This is a genomic window from Brakhagea slesvicensis (genome assembly GCF_052161625.1).
In the GTDB taxonomy this organism is placed as follows: domain Bacteria; phylum Planctomycetota; class Planctomycetia; order Pirellulales; family Pirellulaceae; genus JBKCUI01.
Map to the genome: position 1 here is coordinate 5798296 of NZ_CP197412.1, position 22361 is coordinate 5820656.

The 22361-nt window shown below is 55.3% G+C and carries 15 protein-coding genes; 6 read left to right on the forward strand and 9 right to left on the reverse strand.

Features of this window, described 5'->3' with window-relative positions; all coding sequences use genetic code 11:
* Positions 1-21: 21 nt before the first annotated feature.
* Genes rarD through SH467x_RS21905 form a run of 3 tightly spaced genes read right to left on the reverse strand, consistent with a single transcriptional unit; the run spans position 22 to position 4888 of the window.
* A complete protein-coding gene (rarD, locus tag SH467x_RS21895) occupies positions 22-918 on the reverse strand; it encodes an EamA family transporter RarD (protein ID WP_482369219.1) in 897 nt (298 codons plus the stop codon).
* 10 nt (positions 919-928) lie between these two features.
* Positions 929-2719, reverse strand: coding sequence for a hypothetical protein (locus tag SH467x_RS21900; protein ID WP_482369220.1), 1791 nt, complete (start codon positions 2717-2719; stop codon positions 929-931).
* Positions 2720-2737: 18 nt separating this feature from the next.
* A complete protein-coding gene (locus SH467x_RS21905) occupies positions 2738-4888 on the reverse strand; it encodes a multiheme c-type cytochrome (RefSeq protein WP_482369221.1) in 2151 nt (716 codons plus the stop codon).
* 281 nt (positions 4889-5169) lie between these two features.
* On the opposite strand from SH467x_RS21905, the gene SH467x_RS21910 reads away from it, so the two are divergent.
* Complete coding sequence (locus SH467x_RS21910; RefSeq protein WP_482369222.1) at positions 5170-5676, forward strand: hypothetical protein; 507 nt, start codon at positions 5170-5172, stop codon at positions 5674-5676.
* 53 nt (positions 5677-5729) lie between these two features.
* On the opposite strand, the gene aroH is transcribed toward SH467x_RS21910, so the two are convergent.
* Complete coding sequence (gene aroH, locus SH467x_RS21915; protein ID WP_482371410.1) at positions 5730-6179, reverse strand: chorismate mutase; 450 nt, start codon at positions 6177-6179, stop codon at positions 5730-5732.
* A gap of 89 nt (positions 6180-6268) precedes the next feature.
* Between aroH and SH467x_RS21920 the strand changes: the two genes are divergently transcribed.
* Both SH467x_RS21920 and SH467x_RS21925 read left to right on the forward strand, forming a co-directional pair.
* On the forward strand, positions 6269-7744 hold the full coding sequence (locus SH467x_RS21920) for a sigma-54-dependent transcriptional regulator (protein WP_482369223.1): 1476 nt from the start codon (positions 6269-6271) through the stop codon (positions 7742-7744).
* Positions 7744-9450 (forward strand): DUF5722 domain-containing protein, encoded by a 1707-nt coding sequence (locus SH467x_RS21925; RefSeq protein ID WP_482369224.1) that lies wholly within the window; start codon positions 7744-7746, stop codon positions 9448-9450. The genes SH467x_RS21920 and SH467x_RS21925 overlap by 1 nt, the downstream gene beginning before the upstream one ends.
* A 15-nt stretch (positions 9451-9465) precedes the next feature.
* On the opposite strand, the gene SH467x_RS21930 is transcribed toward SH467x_RS21925, so the two are convergent.
* Positions 9466-10275 (reverse strand): 3-keto-disaccharide hydrolase, encoded by an 810-nt coding sequence (locus tag SH467x_RS21930; protein ID WP_482369225.1) that lies wholly within the window; start codon positions 10273-10275, stop codon positions 9466-9468.
* A gap of 352 nt (positions 10276-10627) precedes the next feature.
* On the opposite strand from SH467x_RS21930, the gene SH467x_RS21935 reads away from it, so the two are divergent.
* Entirely contained in the window at positions 10628-11596 is a 969-nt protein-coding gene (locus SH467x_RS21935) for a hypothetical protein (RefSeq protein WP_482369226.1), read from the forward strand.
* Positions 11597-11629: 33 nt separating this feature from the next.
* Here SH467x_RS21935 and SH467x_RS21940 read toward each other — a convergent pair whose 3' ends face one another.
* From SH467x_RS21940 to SH467x_RS21950, 3 genes are all read right to left on the reverse strand, one after another.
* Positions 11630-11854, reverse strand: a complete 225-nt coding sequence (locus SH467x_RS21940; RefSeq protein ID WP_482369227.1) for a hypothetical protein — start codon at positions 11852-11854, stop codon at positions 11630-11632.
* Between the two features lie 44 nt (positions 11855-11898).
* Positions 11899-13026 carry a cellulase family glycosylhydrolase gene (locus tag SH467x_RS21945; RefSeq protein WP_482369228.1) on the reverse strand — a complete coding sequence of 376 codons (1128 nt, stop codon included), beginning with the start codon at positions 13024-13026 and terminating at the stop codon, positions 11899-11901.
* A gap of 175 nt (positions 13027-13201) precedes the next feature.
* Positions 13202-13978, reverse strand: a complete 777-nt coding sequence (locus SH467x_RS21950; protein ID WP_482369229.1) for a HEAT repeat domain-containing protein — start codon at positions 13976-13978, stop codon at positions 13202-13204.
* Positions 13979-14254: 276 nt separating this feature from the next.
* On the opposite strand from SH467x_RS21950, the gene SH467x_RS21955 reads away from it, so the two are divergent.
* Positions 14255-18679, forward strand: coding sequence for a PVC-type heme-binding CxxCH protein (locus SH467x_RS21955; protein WP_482369230.1), 4425 nt, complete (start codon positions 14255-14257; stop codon positions 18677-18679).
* A 132-nt stretch (positions 18680-18811) separates the two neighbouring features.
* Here the strand turns inward: SH467x_RS21955 and SH467x_RS21960 are convergent, their stop codons facing one another.
* The gene (locus tag SH467x_RS21960; RefSeq protein WP_482369231.1) at positions 18812-20362 is read right to left on the reverse strand and encodes an outer membrane protein assembly factor BamB family protein; all 1551 of its coding nucleotides are present in this window, start codon (positions 20360-20362) and stop codon (positions 18812-18814) included.
* 113 nt (positions 20363-20475) lie between these two features.
* On the opposite strand from SH467x_RS21960, the gene mnmG reads away from it, so the two are divergent.
* On the forward strand, positions 20476-22356 hold the full coding sequence (gene mnmG / locus SH467x_RS21965) for a tRNA uridine-5-carboxymethylaminomethyl(34) synthesis enzyme MnmG (protein WP_482369232.1): 1881 nt from the start codon (positions 20476-20478) through the stop codon (positions 22354-22356).
* The last annotated feature ends 5 nt before the right edge of the window (positions 22357-22361 follow it).

Here is a 22361-nt window from a genome sequence, read left to right on the forward strand (position 1 = left end):
CAGGAAAGGGACCGACGCATTCTAACCCATCACCGCCTTGGCCGCTTTCCGTTTCTCTAAAAGGATCGTTCCCCAGGTAAAGAGCAACAGAGCCATCCAAACAAACACGAACCCCACCCATTTCCCTGGACTCAAAGCCTCGCCAAAGAGGATTTTGGCGATCAAAAACTGCAAGGTCGGTCCCACGTATTGCAGCATCCCCATCGCGACCAGCGGAACCGACTTTGCAGCAGACGCAAACAGGACCAAGGGTAGGGTCGTGATGGGACCTCCCAGCACCAAGAGTGCCCAGTCCCCATCCGAACGCTCCAACGCCGTGCCTTGGGACCACTGAAAGTAACCGATCAGGCCAATGGCGATTGGCGCTAGGATCGCAGTCTCCATTCCCAGCCCGGAGATGGCAGGCAAGGTGGTTTTCTTTTTCACTGCCGCATAGCTGGCGAACGAGGTAGAGAGGAGGAATGCGACCCACGGGAAACGTCCGCCATCGGCGGTCATGATTGCCACGCCTGCAAATGCGAGCAGGATCGCACTCCACTGCATTCCCGTGATCCTTTCGCGAAAGAGGACCACCGCCAACATGACAGTAAGGAGTGGATTGATGAAATAACCCAAGCTGCTGTCAATGACATAGTCGTTGCTCACCGCCCAGATGAACACCAACCAGTTGATACTGATCAGCACCGCTGCGAGGCTGCAAAGGAGCATGCGTCGCACATCGCGCACCACCTCCCGAATACTTGGCCACTGCCGCAGTACCGTTACCAAGATCACCAGGGTGAGCAACGACCAAACGATTCGATGGCAGATGACTTCCAGAGGATTCACATGCCGAAGTGCTTTCCAATAGAGAGGGAATATCCCCCAAAGCGCATACGCGCAGATGGCTTGCCAATACCCCGCTTTGATTCCAAACATTCCAACTCGCTCAAAACTTCCAACGAAACTCAGCCCGCGTGCCATAAATATTAGGTGCGTTGTCAAACCACCCGTTCATGAAGTCGACACGCCAGAGACTTCGATTGTTGATCGCTTGTTGATAACGAGTCCCCAACCCGTACTGCGGGCCGGCGAACGAACTGATCGCGGGATCGCCGTAACGGTCTGCCGCCGCGAACTCGACAATCCATTGACGATAAAAATCAGCTGACAGCAAGTTAAATCCTATGGCGCCTCCATAGGCGTTCGCACCATCGGAGGCTAGCGTAGGATAGCCGGTCAATGCGTCGGTTTCGAAATTGATCCCAACATTTCGGAGAATACCTCCAGCGTTGGCCGCCCTCGCGACACTTTGTGGCCGTCCATTGCCTACAAAGAAATTCCAATAGGGGACGAAGTGGCTCGGCTGGGAGGAAACCAAACTGTTTTCGAAGATAAGCAGCCCTCCATCGGCCGTTCGATCTGCAACCGGTCCGGATTGCCCCGCATTCCCAATCAGACGAACGGTGTTGGAGATACGTCCGAAGTAACGCCGCGTGTAAGCCACGGCGGCGTTGTGGTACGAGCGACCCAACGAGTCTTGATCGTCCAAGTAAGCGTAGTCCATTTCGATATAGCCGTCATAGGCTTCGACGAACCATGCCGTACCAAACACGGCAGCGGCGCTGTTGTCGTTTTGAAAGGCAGGGCTGGTGACTTGGTTGAACCCTGCAAAGAACGTAGCGTCGAAGTTCGACCAATTCAACGCTCGGGAGTGCCGCCACGGAAGTGCGACTGCGACTCCCGCAATCGCATCCTCCATCCAGATCCCATTCTGAAAGAGAAGAGGAACAAGCCCTACTGTGAATGGCAAATCAAAGGGTGCATCGTCTCCAAGGAAACCGCCAGTGATCGCTCCCAAATCCCCCTCGAAGAATGCAGTGTCGGGCTGAAAATCGAGCTCCTCCTCGAACTCGACATCCCCGTTACTGAAGTCCAATCGGGTAAACCGGCCGTTATGATCAAGCGGTCCCGTGAACATATGAAACCGCTCGGTACCGGTGAACCGAAGATCCATATCCAAGTTCAACCGATGAGCCCAATTCTGTACGTCTTGCCCGCCTACCCGGTGTGCACCAACCCCCGTCCGGTAGTCGCCGTAGACCAAGAACGAAGGGGTCAACAGATTGACGTCGCTGAAGACTTCCTTTCCTGGATCATACATGCCCCCCGTGTAGAAGGGCCGCCACCACTCCACCCAGGGCCTTTGGGTTTCCACAAGTGACTTGCCATAGTACGTTTCAATCTCAAGTCCCGGGTCCAAGGGCTGAGGAACATGCCGATTGGGGGTGAAGTCCCATGCTTGGTAGGGAACAATCATCGCCCCCTGGGACATATTCGCCTGTGACAGTCTCGCCAGACGTTGTTCGGGCGAAGTGAACTGAAAGGGTTCGTCAAGCTTGGGAATACTGGCGGGCTCCGATCTCGTCTCGGCCCCTTGCAACAGATCGCTGGGGGCTCCAAGCAATTCCGTGTTAGAACCCTTTAACAGAGAAGGAAACGAAGTGCTCGGCGATGAACCGGCGTCCTTGCTTTTCCATGGAAGCGTTTGATCGATTGGTTGCTTCGTCAAAAGATCCGTTTGTATGGCCCCATAAGGATCGTCGATTGCGATCTGTGCGGCGGCGGGTGTTGACGCGACAGCCCACGCCAGTCCTGCGAAGACCCAACGGTTCATCAAACCGACGGGAATGCTTCGGTGCATCTTTGCGTTTTTTTGTTTGACGGCTAATTGTTGCACGCGTGGATCCTCGTCCTTTTACCGGATGGTAAATTCCGTGGAGTAAGGATGTACGTCCAAGATAGCTTCGTTGAGCGACGTCAGCATATCGGGCGTTCCATCGCAAAAGAGCAGGAAGTAGGGAGGTTCCACTCGGCTTCTCAAGCGAACGCTCAAACGATAGGTCCCTTTTTGAGTGAGCAACTCGGCAGGGACCGAGTATTTGGCGGTTCGCGAATCGAGTGGCGGAATGCTATGCGCTTCCATCCGAATAAACGGGGGATGATTGAGAACGGTGTAAGGGACCGTGCCGGGGCGGAAGAATGGCAGCGGATCGATGTCCACATTCACCGGTAGGTACATTTCGCGCTCGGTCCCTTTGATGTTGGTAATCAGGAACTTCGTTTGAAAATTCTTGAGTTGGGGATCGCGTTGGATGCGTCCTGCTCGAACGTCCAACGAATGGAGGTCGCGAAGATCGCCGTTGCTGTCGAGGTCTCCCGATTCCCAGATCCGGTTTCCTTGAGGATCGATCAATACAACGTTGAGCCAAAGTTGCGGCTGCGCTCCGAGCGACCCGCTCGGCATGTTGTGCCCTTCGCTTGTATTGCAGACCACATAGTGGAAGTCGAGGCTCTTACCAGCTGCGGGTGACCTACTGAACAAGGGCCCGTTGATTTGAGATCCGTTCTCCAAGATTTCCACAGCGGTCTGACGCTTGTAGTCGAGAAGCTTTTGATTCTCATCGATCACCTTGCGAGCGTCGATGCGTTCCTGCGCTAGTTTCCAAGCATCGGGGAAGGCGTAGGTGGATGGATTGCGCGCGACCCAGTCCTCAAAGTCTTTAGTCCCCCAACCTTGGCGATGATCAAACTGCAACCATTGATCCGGCTTCCAGCGAAAGGACTTCTCGTTGTGCGGAAATAATCCGGGGTGGGCCAATGGATAGGCCGGGCCATAGAAAACATGGTTCGCATGTTTACGTTGCGGATGAATTGTCTTCTTGTCCACTTCGGCCGCAGGTCCGTAGGTGTAACCGAGCGCCTTACCAGGGACTGCACCCATGTGGCAGTCCTGACAGGAAACACCTTTTTTGCATGCGGGACCTTGTCGGTATTGCTGGTAAACGATTTCAAGACCTATACCGGGCTGCACAACGACTTGGTGACAGCCAGCGCAGAACGAGCTATCGGAAAGCTGTTCGAACTGGATCGCACCGTCGTGAATCGGTTGCAGGGGCCGTTTGTCCTCCAGAGTCGTTTTGACTTTGAAGTGGTCTTTGTCCGCGATGACGGCTTGCACGCCATCTCCACCAAGATTGCCGACGACCGGGTCGACCTCGCTCCCTGTTTCGATGCGTCGTTCACCATTGACACGTCCATAGCGTTCGACGACGCGGTGGCATGCGATACAAGTGATTCCCTCCCGAAACACAGCCGGGCCATCGAAGATGGCTGCGTCGCGAGGGAAGTCGGTTTGAGTTGCCACCGGCGCATGGCAGCGAAGGCAAAATGTACCGGACGTTCCACGGGTCAGTTCTGCCACTTTCTGTTCAAAGCGAGTGAACATCGGGGAGACCGCTGCATAGGCGTGACCGCTCACTCGCCACTCATCGTAGATCTTCTGATGGCACTTGGCGCACTGGATAGCGGATGGGTAACGTTCCTTCGCGAAGATTTCCCAGTGGGGATCGACGCCCGAGGGCACCGCGGGTGCACTGGTCGCGGACTGAGCGCGTTCCATTTCGCGTTTAGCGTCGGGCCCCAGACCTGATAACGGGTCCGCCTCAGCTTGTGGGGTTGGTGCCACGAGCAAATCGTCCTCTTGGCTCGTTGGATAGGAAATGCTTCGAGTTCCGATCGAGTGCGGCGCGATCGCAGTCCCCTTGGTGTGGACGGGGGGAGTGTGGACGGGGGGAGTGTGGACGGGTGAATGGCCGAACGTCGTCGCGGGCGCAAACGGCGTTGTCTGGGACGGAGGAGCTTGAACGGTTAGGGCCGGCCCCGCACCTTTCCCAGGATCGTTTCGTTGCTCTAGCCATTTCCGCAGGACTTGCTCGTCCTGTGTCCAAGACATCCCGTCCGAAGAGGTGCAAATCCCAGGCACTTGTCCCCAGCTGCATGATGCGAGCAGCCAAGCCAGCAACATTGCGAATGGGACAATTCGAAAGGGCAGGGGCATTGCGGTCATCCGATATCCGGGAGGTCGAAGGGGGCACACGAACCATTCAATTCGATCGACCGCCCCAGCTGTTATCCGCAGAATTCCTACTACAAGATGCACGATTGGAAAAAGCGACAGGGGTCCCTCAGATACCCCAATCTCTATAGCCGGCAAAACTTTCCAGCGGGTTGTAGAAAACTCGGTTGTTTTTGCTCATGAACGACTCCATCACGTTCTGGGAAACCCAAGGTTTAGCGGACGGACGCAGGTTTCACTGCTTGAATCGAGTTTCCTTATGGAGCTGTACCATGATCGATCATTCGCCTGCTTACCGATGCAAGATTGCAGACTCGCAATCTTGTGGATGGCTCAAGCTAGGTTCGCGGAAGAAGCAAGTTCAGGTGGTGGAGCAGAGCCGAGACATGTTCACGGTTCGGGTCTCTCGATCCCTCGCCCAAAAAGTTCGGGTCGGAGGCGAGTTTCGATTCTTCTACCAAGACATGCTCTGGTCGGTTTTGTGCAAGCACAAATGGATTGGCCAGAACGAACTTGTTGACTTGGAATTTGAACCCCTTCGAGAATTGACGGCTCCCAAAATTCAAAAAAGTGGGTGGTTCGGTCGCTCCACGCCGCTTGCATCCACCACACCCTTGGATGGAACGCTCGCGGTCGTCTTTTTGGGAACGATCCTTCTTTCGATCTTGATCATGCCCGCGTGGGGAGGTCAGTGGGGAACCTCCAAATTGATTTGCGATGCCGTCACGTCGGTTTGGAAGGCGCTTGCGAGTCTTGCAACTGGGCAGGCTCCCTACTAAGCATCTCTGCGATTGATCCCATACCCACCGGATCGCTGGGTACGAGTGATCGACTAGGATTTGCCGGTCTTCCCGATAGGGAGTTGGCTGGTGATCCATTCTTCCAGCTCGTTCCAATCGACGGGTGGGAGCTTGTTCAGATCCGGGCGAAGCGCGATCGCGTCGTGAATGTAAACGTGGTGGATTTCCTTTTGAGACTTCGGCGTGTTCCAGTGCAACAGAATCCGGACGCAAGCGCCGAGCGATCCGGGCACGTCGACTTCGTAGCCGCACAGGAGCGGGATATCGATCCAGCCCATTTGCCTTGCCGCGAGGGCCGGAAACTCGGCGTTTAGGTCTCGAGTGACGGTGAAAATGGCGCTGGCCACGTCTTCTTGGGCAATGTCGTTTCGGCGAATCATGAGCGCCAGCAACTGACGCGTCCCCTTAAGAATCGCTTCTTTGGAGTTGCTCTCGACAGTCGTTGCCCCGCGTACGCCGCGACAAAGCTTGCCCCCGTCCATCCGTTTGTCCTTTTCAAATCCCTGCAATTGACGAAAATTCAATCCCGTCAAAGTACAACCTTTCAGCCGCCCTGCAAAGTCAACTTGCCATGCAAATCGACGAAACGAAGCAATCCAGTCCGACCGATTCCGGAACGCCCGCCGAACTTGATCCCAAGTTGTTTTCGATCCTTGTGGTCGACAACGATCCGGCCCTCGCCCAAGCCATGTTCGAGAGCTTGGAAAAGACAGGCTACCGATGCACCGTCGCAACAAGCGGCCCGGAAGGGAAACGCCATCTCGAACAGAATACCTTTGACGTCATTATCACCGATTTGATGATGAACGACTTCGACGGCATGCAGGTGCTGGCGACGGCCCGTCAACTGCTTCCTGAGAGTCAAGTCATCATGGTAACGGGGCATGCGACCGTTTCCAAAGCAGTGGAGGCGATGCAGCTGGGTGCTTTTAACTTCTTGGAAAAGCCAATCACCCCCAACCGGCTTCGAGCAATCGTGGCCAAGGCGATCGAATCGGTTCAGCTCAAGCAGACGAATGTGGAGCTTCGCCGGCGCCTGGATGAAAAGTTCGGCTTTGAAGGGATCGTCTATGCCGGCCCGCAGATGCAGCAACTTATCGATCGATTGAAGCGAATCGCCCCAACCGACGCGACGGTGTTGATCACTGGAGAAAGCGGGACGGGCAAGGAGTTGATTGCGCGTGCGATCCATCAAAACAGTCCGCGCAAAGGCAAACGCATGGTCGCACTGAACGTCCGCGCCGTCTCCGAGAACTTGGTCGAAAGCGAAATGTTTGGTCACGTTCGGGGATCGTTTACCGACGCGGTGACCGATCGAGAGGGAGCGTTTCAATACGCCGACGGCGGCACGCTGTTTCTTGACGAAGTCGGAGACATGCCCATGAGCACGCAGATCAAATTGCTCCGTGTACTCGAAGAACACCAAATCACTCGCGTCGGAGATAACAAACCGATCAAGGTCAACGTACGACTGATTTCTGCAACCAACCGTCCCCTCGAGGCGATGATCGAAGACGGTCAATTCCGCAATGATCTCTTCTATCGGTTGAAAGTGGTCACGGTTCATTTGCCTCCACTGCGCGATCGCCGAGACGACATCATCCCGCTCATGGATCACTTCCGAAAGACATTCGTTCGCAGGCACAATCACGCACCGTGCAACTTCACCCCTGCCGTGACGAAAAAATTCTTCGCGTACGCTTGGCCGGGGAACATTCGGCAGCTGCGCAACTTCGTCGAAACCATGGTTGTACTCGACACCGACGGCAAACTCGACATCGACGACTTGCCACCCGAGCTCATGGACGACAGCGATTCTTCACTCAACACGTTGGGTGCGTCGAACTCCATCGAACTGCCCACCATGCCGCTGGCTATCGGACAATCGGAATTGGTTGGTAAGACGATGGATGAAATCGAACAATGGGCAATCGAAGAAACGCTGAAGATCACCGCGGGAAACCGTGAAGAGGCAGCCAAGATCCTCGGTATTGGCGCCCGAACCCTCTACCGCAAACTCGACAAGTATCGAGAAGAAGGTCAATAATGCTTCGGCAACTTCGGTGCACATACTGGTTTATCTCGTGGATGCTTGGCACAACTGCTCTCGCATTGGCTGGAGCGTCACATCCACAAGACGCGACGTTGCTGGATGCCGACTCTGCGATCCTCGATTCCTTTGAGAAAGAGTTTGCTGGAAGAATCGAACAAGTAGTGGTGGGTGCGGACGAGATCGTGGTTCGGGGGCGTATCGCGGTCGAGTCGGATGCGGCTACGTATGGGCTCGTGTCCCTACCTCTGCACGCATCGCGACTCAAACTCCCAATGGATTCAAGGGTCGAGCCGATTCGTCTCGATGCCCAAGGGGAGTTCGAATGGAAAGCGAGCCGTTTGGACGGAGAACCGCTCGAGAGACGCGATCGACTTTTCCGACGTTGGCATGTGGTGAAGCGACAAGGGGAGCAATGGGTGATCGCGTCGCATGGCCGATACGCGGACCAAATCGAGTGCCGCGCCCCAGACTTACCCGAAGGAAGGCCCTCTACCCAAAAGGGGCTTGGTGGTTGGACTCCGAACCGTGGCCCTGGACTGGAAAAAGAACTAGAAGAGCTGGGTATCGGATCCGTCACCGTTAATGTGGCTGGACTCCATAACGCGCTTCGGCTGGATCCAGCTGCAGATACAGTTCCTTATGTGTGGCAGGGGACCACCTATCACTTGCGGGAGTCGGCACTGCACGGTTACGACAGGATCTTTCAACGGGCCCAGCAGCAGAAGGTGATGGTCTCCGCAATTCTCTTGATCCAAAACATTCGCGATCTGAATCAAGTGGAAGGCCGATTGTTAGCGCATCCCGATGCGACCGCAGAGGGAACCTATGCCATGCCGAACGTCGCGACCATGGAGGGCGAACGTTACGTCAGTGCGCTTTACAGTCTGATCGCCGAGCGATGGTCGAGACCAAATGGTCAATTTGGACGCGTCCACCATTGGATCATGCACAATGAAGTGGATTTCGGATGGGTTTGGACCAATGCTGGCAAAAAATCGGACTTGGCCTACATGGATCTTTACCAGCGATCCATGCGATTGATGCACCTGGCTACGCGGCAATATGATCCGAACGCAGAGGTCTTTATCACGCTTACCCACCACTGGTCGATACCGGGTGAACCCTACGCATATGGCTCTCGTCGTATGCTTGAACTGCTCAATCTTTTTGGGGATGCAGAGGGAGATTTCGAGTGGGGCCTTGCGTTTCACCCCTATCCCCAAGACTTGTTCGAGCCGAAGACTTGGCAAGACAGCCAAGCCACTTGGGACTGGAACACTGCCAAGATCACACCAAAGAACCTCGAAGTCCTCGATGCCTTCATGCGTCAGGATACGATGCGATTTGAGGGTGCGGTCCGCAAGATCCACCTGAGCGAGAACGGTTTCAATTCGCGCAGCTATTCCGAATCGGACTTAGCCAATCAAGCGGCCGGGATGGCATTGGCTTGGTATAAACTCCAGCGGTTGCCCTCCATCCAAGTCTGGCATTACCACAACTGGGTCGACCATCCTGACGAAGGGGGGCTCAAAATCGGACTGCGAAAACTACCGAATGACCCCGCGGATCCGTTTGGAAAGAAACCGATTTGGTATCTTTATCGTTCGCTGGGCACCGACACGCAAAAAGAAGTGTCGATGCCCTATCTCCAGGTGCTAGGGCTTACGTCCTGGAACGAAGCCTTTCATCCGTTCCCTTGATGATCTTCAGGAAGCCTACTCGATATCCGTTTCTTTATTGCCATTTCGCAGGAACGGTTTCCGGGCTTGCTTTCCTTCGACCGGTTCCAGGTTTCGGACCCATATGTTGCGGAAGCGAACAGGGTTGCCGTGATCCTGAATGGTGATCGGCCCTTTGTCCTTGTGCTTCTTGTAAGCGGGCGGGCGATTGAAGGGAGTATCCCCTTTGAGTTCGAAGTGATTCAGGATCAGAACGCCGTTGTGCACCGCGGTGATGTAAGCCGGAGATTGAAGCGTGCCATCCTCTTTGAAACGTGGTGCCGTCCAGAAGATATCGTACGTGTTCCATTCCCCCGGCTTGCGCATCGCATTGGCCATCGGTGGAGTTTGCTTGTAGATCGCGCCCGCTTGGCCGTCGAAGTAGGTCTTGTTCTGGTACGAGTCGAGGACTTGCAATTCGTACATCCCCATCAAGAAGACGCCCGAGTTACCGCGTCCCTGTCCGTCCCCTTTGGGAGGTGTGGGAGCCGACCATTCGATATGAACTTGGCAATCCCCAAACTCTTCGACGCTGGTCACAGCTCCTTTGCCCGCGACCATCGATCCCGCATCCACTTTCCACCCGGATGCGTTTTTCCAATGCGAGAGATCTTTGCCGTCGAACAAAACAACGGCGTCGGAGGGTGGCAAATCGTTCGTCGCGCCCGGCGTGACGAGAGGCGGTTCCTTCCATTCAATTCCGTTGATGTACTCCTGTGCAGTCACCCATTGGCAAGGAGCCAAAAGAGTGACCAGCAACCCAAGTTGCTTCGAAACAGAGCGAAGATTGGCGGAACAACATTGCATAGAAGCCTCACGGAGAGAAAGTGGGGAAACTGGGAAGGTTCGAGTGTAGCACAAATGGGAATCCTCTCCACTTGTGCAAAGCGGTCTGTAAACGGGACACCATCGTAAGTCGAATGAATCCGGAATGCAAAGAAAAGGTGGGAGACGTAAGAAGTGCAGCACGCGAGTCTTGGCATCGTTTCCGGTGGATGCCATTTTGCTTTTCTCTGATTTTTGAGCAACGTCTTTCATATTGGTCTAGGATTCGCGGCATCCCATTCTGTACTATCGCGCGGCAATAGCGCAGCCTGCCAGGAACGTTCCCCTTTTTGGACTCGCTATACCCAATGGATGTTGGCAAGGACATGGAGCGATGAGTATCAACAAAACTCGAAAGAAGAATTCCCGGTTCTATTGGGCCGAATTGGGGTTCTTAGCGCTCGGACTTGTTGGTCTCAATCCATCCTTACTAACCGACCTTTTAATAGGCTCCACGGTTCCCGCTCTTCCAAACATCGCTCCGCAGCCTCTGTATGGTTATCCCACGCCATCATCGGGCCCGTACGGAGCCTACCCGGCCAATCCATACGCGGCCACTCCGTACGCGAATAGTGGTTGGTCTGGCGCAAACCCCAACTACCAAACTACCAACTACCCGAATACCGCCCATTACCCTGCGCTTGGATACCCCAATCCGCAGCCGACAGGGGGAGTGCTCTCCCAGCCTGACATCCAGCTATTGGCATCTCGAGTCGGAGAATACCTCTCCGGATCCGCTTCGCAATGGTGGGGAGGCCAACAGGCCAATCCTGGCGCACCGGATCTCCGTCCATCGACGGCAGGATTGGCAAATCCATACGCTTCTGGCTACCCCGCTTACCAAAATCAATCGCAGTTCGGTGCATCAGGTGGTTACACAGGTGGCTGGCAACAGAACCAGCCGCCCGCCGGCATGCCATCCACTGTTCCACCGCCGAACTATTCGCAGCCTAATTCCGTGCCATTCCCATCGACCTCGGGCGCTACCTACTCTGCTCAGCTACCGAGCGGAGCGTCCTATGCGAACGCACCAGCGAGCACCGCTGCAGCCCCTTCGCCGAACCTCGTTCGGGGCTACACCTCCAACTACCAAACTTTAGCGAATCCTGGATCGTTCGTTCCTGCGGGAAGCACGGCGAATGTTCTTCAGCAACGGCACACACAACCGACTTATCCTGCGACCCCACCCCCTACAACGGGAGGCTGGTCCACAACAGGAGGCTCGGCACCAACGGGAGGTTGGGCGAATCCAACCATGCCAACCAACCCCCCCTCCGCAGGTGGTTACTATGGTCGCTATTGATCAATGTCCTTTTCGAACGCCCAGTCTTATCGTTTAGTCGCTCTTTTGCGATGAAGTTCTTCCGGCGACGACGACGGCAACCAAGAATCCTAATTCAACCACCGGCAAGACAATAAGCAGACCGACCCAACCGGCAACTGGGATTCGCATCGAGGAAGTCGCTTGCAAAATAGCGAGCCCAAACAAGAAACATAGATCGCAAATCCACATCGCAAGCGCGAGCGCAAGCCCCGTCTTCCAAACCGTCAAACTTTCCATCTGCTTCGGCACTTCCTCTCTCGTCACTCGGATTGTCTTCTCGATTACTTGCTCTCAGCATGAGTGGCTATCATCGCGGGACCTAGTTCACGGAAGAGCTCTACCCAGGATAGCCAGATGGCGTTTTGAATGGTTGCCTTCCCGGACTTCTTCAACTCCATCAGTTCCGCAGGAGACTCGTCTGGCCAATGCCCGATCCACCCGGCGGCAACTCCTCGGCTTTTCATGAGAAAGTCTCGCAAGTCGTCAGGGCTGCAGCTCAGCGGAAATGTTTCACCGATGACGATCGGTTTTCCCCAATCGAACTTTTGAAGCAACTCCAGCTCTTCAGCGACCTTGCCTGCCTTCGGATAGAGGTGAGGTGAAACGAAGTCGAGATTTTCCGAGGTCGACTGGTAAGCGGCTGGGAACGGGAGCATTCCCATTGTGATCAAGTGAGCAGAGTCCTGCTTGCGAATCGACTGAACCATGCGTGCAGTCCATTCCCGAAAGATCTCGTCCCCAGTTCGTTTGCCCGCGTTCAAGCTCAATCGCTGGCAAAACTCAACATCCCCCATGCGCCCTGTGTACCAGCCGTCGGTTGGTTTGCCCGCCGCGGCGGGCTCGTTCACCAGATCGTAGGCGAAGACGGCTGGGCTGTCTTTGCAAGTCCGCGCGATGGTTTCCCAAAAGAAAGCCTGTGTCTTCCATCGATCTTCTTCCGCAAGTTTGTCATACCATTCGGGACGGTCAGCGATCGTGTAATTGGCGAGCCCAGTGATCTTTAAGTAGATACCTGTTTTCTCCGCCATCGTCAGCAACTGCTGGATTCCGGCGATCCCTTTATCATTCGCGACATCGGGCTTGTCGAGAACGCGTGGCAATTCGGGATGGATGCGCGCGACCGTTGTACCCGCCAATTTCATTTCTTCGAACTCTCGCTGGACGCGAGCAGGATCTTCATCCAGCCGCTTGAGAATATCGACCGATGCATAGTTGTGTCCCCAGGGAACAAACCTTGCACCGGAAGGGAGCAGGGCAAACCCTTTCTTGTCATCCGAAACTTTCACCATTTCCATCGCCGGCTTCCGCTCGGTCGCCGGACTGGACGCACCTTCCTCCGCATGGGCGACGCGCAAGCCGAGAATCGAAACGAACAAGATATACGCGATGGCGTGAATTTTGCGATGCATGACTTGAACCCTTTCACAACGAACGGCGCTTAGCACCTGAGAGATATCGCTCGCCGTGAGTATATCAGGAATGGCGCGGCGCATTCCTTGTAAAAAATCGGGAGCAGCGCAGCAGTCGCAGCGAGCGACCGCCCATGTGAAAGAACCTCTTGAAAGCCCCGAAGCGGGCTGCCGGCTATCTTCCTAGGAAGAAGTCAATGGGAGAAGCGAGGAAGCTGGGAGCGTCTTCGTCAACCGGCTCCCCAAGGAGATACGCACGCATCTTCGCTGCGTCACCACCGAAGCTTTTACCCGTTTGCTCTTTGAGTGCGAGATACGCAGCGTATTGAGCGCCTGGTTGTTTCGAGTCCAATTGTTTTGCGAGAAAGCTTTTCACATCCTCGGTTTTGTGATTGCCTAGCGACTCCGTGGCCATATTTCTCACCACATCGCTTTTGTCCGATGCAGCGAGAGCCAATAGGGCTTGGGTGGCGATCGGGTCACTGCTATTTCGAAGGGCCTTGGCAACCTCCAGCCGAACCTTGCTCTCTTTGTCTTTCGACATTTCCGTAACGACCATCATGGCATCAGGCCGCTCGAGCACTTCGGACAACACCAGAACAATGTGCCTGCGAATATCGGGACTGGTTTCTACTTTGGCAGTGTTGGCCAGGAGCTCGATATATCGGCGTTGCTCTTCGACAGGGTATTTTGCGATCGCGGTGCGAAGCAGTTGAAACTCTTCCACACGCTGATGGTAGACCGGTCTGCGAGCGCGATCTTTCTTCCACTGGTCTTGAATGACCGGATTCAGCTTCTTGAGCTCGTAAAACGGGCCGTCGGTGCATCCAAGGACCGCGAGCAGAAAGCCGCTTGCGATGGCGGAGGAAACCCGTTTTCGTTGAGAAGCAAAGAATTCCACGTACTCACGCCCCGTGGGGAAATGGGAGACAGACCGTTTGATCGCGGACATTAGCAAACCTCGATCGCTCGAATCCAGGGCAATTGCCGCGGAGTGAACCAAACACGCAACTTTTATGAGACCCGTTGCGAAAGCCGAATGGTTGGAGGACAATTTCGCTTTAGTGCCGACTTAGCGGCTTGGGAAACCACCCTTCTCTAGCCCCCCTAGTCGCCGCAGATTGATCGGTCGGCCGGTGGTTTTTGCCGCTTTCGGTCGGCTACCCCATCGCCACTTGCCAGTGGCTCCGCCAAATTTCAGTGCCTACCCAAAAGAGTCCAGTGTACGATGCGTATACGAATCCCCGCTTTTGTCTTGTCGGTTTTCGCGACCGTTTGCGTCCATACCGCAGTCCTTCGCTCGGCAGTCTATTCCCAAGACGGCAAGAAGCATGTGGTCTTCATCGCCGGTCGTCAGAGCCATGATTACGGCTCGCACGAACACTTCGCCGGTTCAAGGATCTTGGCGGAAGTGGTTGAGAAGTCTGACCCCAACGTTCGCTGTACCGTGTTGCGAAACGGCTGGCCCCAGGACGATCGTTTGCTCGATCAAGCCGATGCGATTGTGATCTACTCCGATGGCGGTGGTGGTCACCCTTCCTTGCCTCACTTGCCGCGTCTTCAAAAGCAAATGGAACGCGGAGCGGGATTCGTCTGTATCCATTATGCGGTCGAGGTACCGAAAGAGCGTGGCGGGCCGGAGTTCCTTCAGTGGCTCGGCGGTTACTTTGAAACGCATTGGTCCGTGAATCCCCATTGGGATGCGAAGTTCGACACGCTGCCAAAGCATCCAATTACCACCGGCGTCAAGCCATTCGAAACACGGGATGAGTGGTACTTCCACATGCGGTTTCCGGAGGGCATGAAAGGGGTCACTCCCATCCTTTCTGCCGTTGCCCCCGAACACACCATGTCGCGGCCGGATGGACCTCACAGCGGAAATCCGGATGTTCGCAAAGAGGTTGCGAAAAAGGTTCCGCAGCATGTCGCTTGGGCGACCGAGCGCCCCGATGGTGGCCGGTCGTTCGGATTCACCGGTGGGCATTTCCACTGGAATTGGGGCCGCACGGAGCAGACCAAACTGGTTGCCAACGCGATTCTTTGGACCGCGAAGGCAAAGATACCCGACGAAGGGGCCACGGTAGCTCCGAAGTCGGTGGAGCAGCTGAAAGAGAATCAAGACGAGACCGTCCCAGGAAGCTTCGATGCGAAGAAGATCGCCGAGTCGTTTCGATTGACGTCCGCTCCGGTCGCGGGACCCGATCAGTCTTCCGCCGCGAAGCTTCTATTTTCCACCGATACACTAACCAGCAAAACACCGCAGCACCGCGTCAACGCAATGGTTGACATACGAGGCGTGAAGCGACTTTATTTGATCGTCTCATCGGGACGCGATGGAATGGCCTGCGATTGGGCGAATTGGGTGGAGCCGAAGTTGGTCGGTCCCCAAGGGGAGAAGTCCCTTTTGGAATTGAATTGGTTGTCGGCGTCCGCGGAATGGGGCGAACCTCGCAAAAATGCGAATGTGGATGGAGGGGTCATGCAGGTCGAGGGCCGAGCCGTTTCCGGTATCGGAACACACGCATTCAGTGTGATCGGAATCGACCTTCCACCTGGTTATGAGACATTCCAAGCTGGATGCGCACTCGACGACGGGGGCGTTTCGCAGCAGAACGGAGAGACGACCTCGGTGCGATTCCATGTCGCGGCGGAAGGTGTTCCAGTGGGAATCAATGATTGGGGCAGGACTGCTTCGGTGCAGTCTGTGGATCGCACGCCAGAAAAAGCGGTTGCTGGGCTGCAAGTAGCCGAGGGATTACAAGCCTCCCTGGCCGCATCCGAGCCCATGCTAAAGAGCCTTACGAATATCGACATCGACCATCGCGGACGGATTTGGGTTTGCGAAGTGGTGAACTATCGCCGCCACCAGAATGATCGCCCCGAAGGAGATCGGATCCTCATTCTGGAAGACACCGATCATGACGGTGTGGTGGATAAGACCAAGGTCTTTTACCAAGGCCGCGACATCGACTCCGCACTGGGATTGTGCGTGCTCGGCAATCGCGTTCTCGTGAGCGCGGCACCTCACGTGCTAGAGTTCGTCGATGAAGACGGAGATGACGTACCGGATCGGAAAACCCAGATCTTGACGAAAACGGGGCAACCCCAGCATGACCATTCGGTGCACTCCTTTGTTTTTGGTCCCGACGGGAAGCTCTATTTCAATTTTGGAAACACCGGTCATCAGCTATGCGATGCTGCGGGAAATCCAATCTTGGATCGCTGGGGAAGAAAGATCAATGACTCGGGAAATCCCTATCGCCAAGGGATGGTTTTCCGATGCAATGAAGATTTGAGCGATATGGAGGTTCTCGGGCATAACTTTCGAAATAATTATGAGGTAGCTGTCGATTCCTTCGGATCGCTTTGGCAGTCGGACAATGACGACGATGGAAACAGAGCGACACGGATCAACTATGTGATGGAGTTCGGCAATTACGGCTATGTGGACGAGGCTACCGGGGCTGGGTGGCAGGCAGAGCGAACCAACTGGGAGCCAGAAATCCCACAACGGCACTGGCACCTCAACGATCCCGGTGTCGTTCCGACCATGTTGATTACCGGGGCAGGGTCTCCAACGGGGATTACCGTCTACGAAGGCTCGTTGCTGCCGGAGCGATATCGCAACCAAGTCATTCACACCGATGCAGGGCCTAACGTCGTGAGAGCTTACGTGGCACAGAAGGATGGTGCCGGCTATTCGGCGACGATTGAAAACATCATCGTCGGCGAGTTCGATCGATGGTTCCGACCTGCGGACGTTTCGGTCGCCCCGGACGGCTCGCTCTTTGTTTCGGATTGGTACGACCCCGGAGTTGGCGGGCATAACATGGAGGACATGGAGCGAGGACGATTGTTCCGAGTCGCCCCTCCCAATACCCCTTACCGAGTGCCAGCGTATGAATTCCGGACCGCGGAGGGCGCCGTCGAGGCCTTGAAGAGTCCCAACAACTCTGCGAGATACATGGCCTTCAAAGCATTGATTGCCATGGGCAAGGACGCGATTCCCGCGTTGCAATCGATGGCAAAGGATACCAACCCTCGATATCGAGCCCGCGCGTTGTGGGTGCTCGCAAGGATTCAGTCGCCTAAACAAATCGTCGATCACGCTGCGAACGACGCCGATCCGAACGTGAGGATCACGGGGATTCGCATCGCGCGACAATACCGCTTGCCGACGAGTGAATACATTCCGGCGTTGTCGAACGATTCCGATCCCTCGGTTCTTCGCGAACTGTGTGTTGCATTGCGAGAAGACAAATCCGCGGAGGGACCTAGCTACTGGTCGAAATTGGCAAATCGGTTCGATGGAAAAGACCGGTGGTATTTGGAGGCATTGGGGATCGCAGCGATGGATCGATGGGATGAGTGTATCGACGCGTGGCTATCGACCAAACCGGACATGGCATCCGCATCGTCTCGAGGAATCGTCTGGCGGGCGCGAGGAAGCAAAGCTGCTGGTTTGCAAATTGCCGCACTCCAATCGCCAAATCTTCCCGACTCACAATTTTCGGCGATGCTGCGAGCTTTGGACTTCCAAGAGAAAAGCGCTCGCGAAAAGGGAATCGAATCTCTCCTTAGCGCCATAAAGGAATCGCCGGCAAACGAGCGACGCGACTCTCTGGTTGTAGAGGCCTTGCTGCGAACCGATCGTGTGGCCGATAAGTTGGATCCGCTCCTCCTAGCCAGTGTCGCTCGGTATGTCGAACGGATGGGAGAAGATCCTGCTCAGTTGCGAGTTTTGCGCAAGGTGCGAGTCCCCAGCTTGGACACGTTACTACTTGAACGGGCCACTGCATGGGGAGCCACCTCTCAAGGTCTGCAAGCGCTCGAGATCTACGCTTCGGACGAAAAAAATCGCCAAGCCTTATTGAATCGACTTGCTTCCAAGGAACCAACCGAACTGGACTTGGCGATCGCTCGGATCGTTTCACTGGGAACGAAGCGAGAATGGGTGGAGTTGCAGCGGTCGCTTCTGGAGTCCGACACTGCCACCAAGGGAGTGAAGGCCGAGGCTGCCATCGCTTTGGCCCGTAACAAGAATACCCAATCATTTATTCTGGAGCTGGCAAAGAAGCAAGCCATTCCGTCCGAAGCGTTGGGGCTGATCGCGAGCACACTCCGAGGCTCGACGGAAGCCACGATTCGCGATGAAGCCCAGAAGCTATTCCCGAAGGCCGAAGGGTCTCAGAAGGAGTTGCCTTCGATCGACCAGCTTGTGAAACGGAGAGGAAATGCCGAACGAGGAAAGGGAATATACTTCGGTGCAGCTACCTGTTCACAATGCCACATAGTTGGCAACGAGGGGAAGAATGTCGGACCGAATCTGAGTGAGATCGGAAGCAAGCTCTCGAAGGACGCGATGTACTTGTCCATTTTGGCCCCCAGCGCTGGGATCAGTCACGCGTACGAAGCTTATGCTCTCCGTACGGATGAGGACGAAGTCATCACTGGGTTGCTGGTTTCCGAGACTGCCCAATCGATCATCCTGAAAGACGCGAAGGGTATCGAGCACACGGTCGCGCGGGCCAACGTCGATGAGTTCAAGAAGCAAGACAAGTCGCTCATGCCGGAAAACCTTCACGAATTGGTTTCCGATCAAGGGTTGGTGGATCTCGTCGAGTACCTCACGACGTTGCAAAAGGCGAAGTGATCCTGGGCATACTAGAAAATCTTGCCCCTTCGCTAGCGAGCGGTCCGCGTGCTAGCGAAGGGTTGAAGACATCCAATCGTTACAGGCTGGATGTGATTGTTCTGGGGTGCAGCTAATCCGGGATGCAATATTTTATTCCTGGATGCAATACAGATGCCCAGCGCTGCGAAGGAGCAAACGTTTTCCGAGAAATACTGGGGACGCATCGATTTCTTCCCCCAATTCGTTGGTTGCCAAGATCTCGGGCTCCGGACCCGCTTTCATCACGACCGTTGTACCGTTTCTTCCGGTCACATAGAGCTTGTCCGCTGCAGCTCCGATGGAGGAGTAAATTGTATCCAGGCCATTGATACGGGTACGGGCGAACACAGGGGTCCCGGTCGAGGCGTCCAAAGCGGTCAGGATGTTTTTGTTTTCCGATAGAAAATAGACTTGGCCCTTATACAGGGTAGCGGATGGGACGTAGGGAGTATTTTGATGGTAGGTCCATTTCACAAGGTCCTTGTTTTGGGAAACGTCCCCCTTCGCGTCTAAGGAAATCGCGTAGCATGCGGCGCCTCGAAAGCCGGTGGTTGCAATGACATTTCCTTCATGGACAAACGGAGTGGGGATTGGGTTTTCGGTTTGGCCGCCGCATTCCCAGATCAAGCTTCCATCTCGGAGGTTGTAACTTCGTACCGTTCTTCCGTTCATGATGACTTGCTCGACCCCGCGGTGTTCCACCACGATGGGGGTGCACCAGTTTGTTCGTTCCGCACGCGCCGTTTTCCATTTCAAGTCACCGGACTTCGGGTCGAGTGCAGCGATGAAGGAATCGGCTTCGTGGTCCCAGGGGACGATGAGGTAGTCTTTGTAGAGTGTTGCCGAAGCCCCTTCGCCGAATTCGTTGCGAGTGACTTGTTCCCCGAGGTCGGCGCTCCACATCACTTTGCCTTGCAGATCAAGGCAGAAAATCCCTCGCGAGCCGAAGAACACGTACAAGTGTTTTCCGTCCGTGACAGGTGATGCGGAAGCGAAGTTGTTGGTACCGTGCCCTCCTTCGTGAGGCAATTCTTCGGTCACGATCGTCTGCCAAAGTTTCTTCCCGGATTCGAGGTCGTAAGACGAGACCAAGAACTGATAAACATTGTTGGGGCGAGGTTTGGATAAGCGTCCCCCTCCCGGAGGGCCGAAGCCGCGCCCGCTAGGACTTGAGCCGGGGACTGCCGTCTCTGGATCGTACACCCCGGCGGTTGCGATTCGAGGGCGGGGAGGTCCAGGGCGATCGGCCCCCGATGGCGGATTGGAAGGTTGGCTTGGAGTTTCGTCTTTGCTGCGGGGCGGAAGCTGTCGAGGTGGTTCGACCGTTTCGATTTGGAGATCGCGTTCCACATAAGGGCGTGCTGTTTGGAGGGATTCCGTCTTGTCGGTCTTGACCGCGGAGAGAATGAAGACTTGGTTTCCCCAAACGATGGGGGTCGAACTCCCCATGCCATCGAGAGGTGTTTTCCACGCGATATTCTTTTCGGGGCTCCACGAAGTAGGTGGGGTAGCGTCGAGGGATGCACCGTTTCCGAGTGGCCCGCGCCAATTAGGCCACCCCCGTTCCTCGCCGAGCGACCGCGACGAAAATGGGGCCGTCGTGAGGCATGCCAGGCTCAAAAGGAGGGAGACTCGGACTTTTGATCGAAGTTTTGTGTGCATGAACGTTTCCTGCATGAGCTGTTCCTCGTCAAATCGGGGAAGGGGATGTACGATACGGATTCAGAAGTCTATGAAAACCCAGGTATGTTGAAAAAGTTCTACCGAGAGTTGGGATGAATCGTTACGAATACGATGTAATCGTTGTGGGTGCGGGGCATGCGGGAACCGAAGCGGCTGCGGCTGCAGCACGCCTCGGCGCGCGCGTCGTTCTCTTGACCGGGAATCTAGACACCGTCGGGCAGATGAGTTGCAATCCTGCCATCGGCGGTGTGGCGAAAGGTCAAATTGTACGGGAGATCGATGCCCTCGGGGGATTGATGGGTTCCGCTATCGACAAGACCGGCATTCAATTCCGGCTCTTGAACAGTCGAAAGGGTCCGGCGATGCACTCCCCTCGCGCACAAGCCGACAAAAAGGCCTACCAGTTCGAGATCAAACGGGTGATCGAAGAGACCGCAGGCTTGGATTTGCGTCAAGAACTGGTCGAGGAGCTTCTGACGGAAGCGACCTCGTCTGGCACGAGCGGCGATCGACGTATCTTGGGCGTCCGCGTTCGAGGCGATGCGTATTACTACGCTCGATCGGTCGTTCTCACGACCGGTACATTCCTACAAGCCATCATGCACACCGGAGAAGCGAAAACACCCGGGGGCCGAGCCGGTGAAGGTACGACTTCGGGGATTAGCCATTCCCTCGCGTCGCTTGGTTTCCGCATCGAGCGATTCAAAACGGGAACGCCCGCTCGATTGAACAGCCGCACCATCGACTACTCGAAGACAGAGATCCAACCGGGCGACGAATCTCCCCAACCGTTTTCCTATTTGACGGAGAGCCTTCCTGAACCGCAGGTACCATGTTGGATCACCTATACCAACCACGAGGTGCATGAACTCATTCGAGCGAATTTGCATCGAGCGCCAATGTACTCGGGGCAGATCCAATCGACGGGTCCTCGCTATTGCCCATCCATTGAAGACAAAGTAGTGCGATTTGCAGATCGCGATCGACACCAACTTTTTCTTGAGCCCGAAGGTAGGAATACTTGTGAAATCTACGTGAACGGCATCTCAACCTCGCTCCCCAGAGATGTTCAGGACAAAATGCTGCGCATGATTCCGGGCTTGGAAAATGCTCAGATCATGCGATACGGATACGCGGTCGAGTATGACTTTTGCCCCCCCGATCAACTCAATCCTTGGCTTGAAACGAAAGCGGTCGCCGGACTCTTCTTCGCAGGCCAGCTCAATGGAACGACAGGGTACGAAGAAGCAGCAGCGCAGGGCTTGATCGCAGGTGCCAGCGCTGCCCTTCGCGCGCAAGGAAAAGACGGATTCACCCTGACGCGCGATGCCGCGTACATGGGAGTGTTGGTAGACGATCTCGTGACATGCGGTGTCGATGAACCTTATCGTATGTTCACGAGCCGCGCGGAATACCGCATGATGCTTCGGCAGGACAACGCGGATCGGAGGCTGACTGAGCTGGGATATCAGATTGGGTTGGTCGATGAAGCTCGCTACGCCGTTTATCAAAGAAAGATTGCTGATATCCAGCGAGCCAACGAAGCGGTGCGTGCCCTCCGGATCGGAGACATTCCCGGCGATAAGTACTTGCGACGACCCGAGGTAACTTGGAGCCACTTGGTCGAGATGTTTCCCGAATCACTCGGTGACTTTGCCAAAGAGATTGCTGAGCAAGTCGAGTATGACGTCAAATACTCCGGGTACATCGCCCGCCAGCAAGTGCAGGTCGAACGTCAAAACCGGATGGCCGACAAAACAATCCCATTGGACTTCAACTACGAAGCCATTATCAGCTTGAGAGCGGAAGCGCGACAAAAGTTGGGACGGATTCGTCCGATCAATCTCGACCAAGCGAGCCGTATAAGCGGCATCACTCCCGCCGATATCAGCTTGGTATTGGCTTATATTGAGAACCCCAAGCTCCGCGGTCGTGCGAATAGCAATGCGGAATCCATCCCCCCGGACGCTTGAGCGGA

Coding starts and splice junctions, on each gene's coding strand:
- SH467x_RS21955 (WP_482369230.1), top strand. CDS start 14,255: ATGCGTATACGAATCCCCGCTTTTGTCTTGTCGGTTTTCGCGACCGTT.
- aroH (WP_482371410.1), bottom strand. CDS start 6,179: ATGGACGGGGGCAAGCTTTGTCGCGGCGTACGCGGGGCAACGACTGTC.
- mnmG (WP_482369232.1), top strand. CDS start 20,476: ATGAATCGTTACGAATACGATGTAATCGTTGTGGGTGCGGGGCATGCG.
- SH467x_RS21935 (WP_482369226.1), top strand. CDS start 10,628: ATGAGTATCAACAAAACTCGAAAGAAGAATTCCCGGTTCTATTGGGCC.
- SH467x_RS21945 (WP_482369228.1), bottom strand. CDS start 13,026: ATGCATCGCAAAATTCACGCCATCGCGTATATCTTGTTCGTTTCGATT.
- SH467x_RS21940 (WP_482369227.1), bottom strand. CDS start 11,854: ATGGAAAGTTTGACGGTTTGGAAGACGGGGCTTGCGCTCGCGCTTGCG.
- SH467x_RS21905 (WP_482369221.1), bottom strand. CDS start 4,888: ATGACCGCAATGCCCCTGCCCTTTCGAATTGTCCCATTCGCAATGTTG.
- SH467x_RS21910 (WP_482369222.1), top strand. CDS start 5,170: ATGATCGATCATTCGCCTGCTTACCGATGCAAGATTGCAGACTCGCAA.
- SH467x_RS21920 (WP_482369223.1), top strand. CDS start 6,269: ATGCAAATCGACGAAACGAAGCAATCCAGTCCGACCGATTCCGGAACG.
- SH467x_RS21925 (WP_482369224.1), top strand. CDS start 7,744: ATGCTTCGGCAACTTCGGTGCACATACTGGTTTATCTCGTGGATGCTT.
- SH467x_RS21960 (WP_482369231.1), bottom strand. CDS start 20,362: ATGCACACAAAACTTCGATCAAAAGTCCGAGTCTCCCTCCTTTTGAGC.
- rarD (WP_482369219.1), bottom strand. CDS start 918: ATGTTTGGAATCAAAGCGGGGTATTGGCAAGCCATCTGCGCGTATGCG.
- SH467x_RS21930 (WP_482369225.1), bottom strand. CDS start 10,275: ATGCAATGTTGTTCCGCCAATCTTCGCTCTGTTTCGAAGCAACTTGGG.
- SH467x_RS21950 (WP_482369229.1), bottom strand. CDS start 13,978: ATGTCCGCGATCAAACGGTCTGTCTCCCATTTCCCCACGGGGCGTGAG.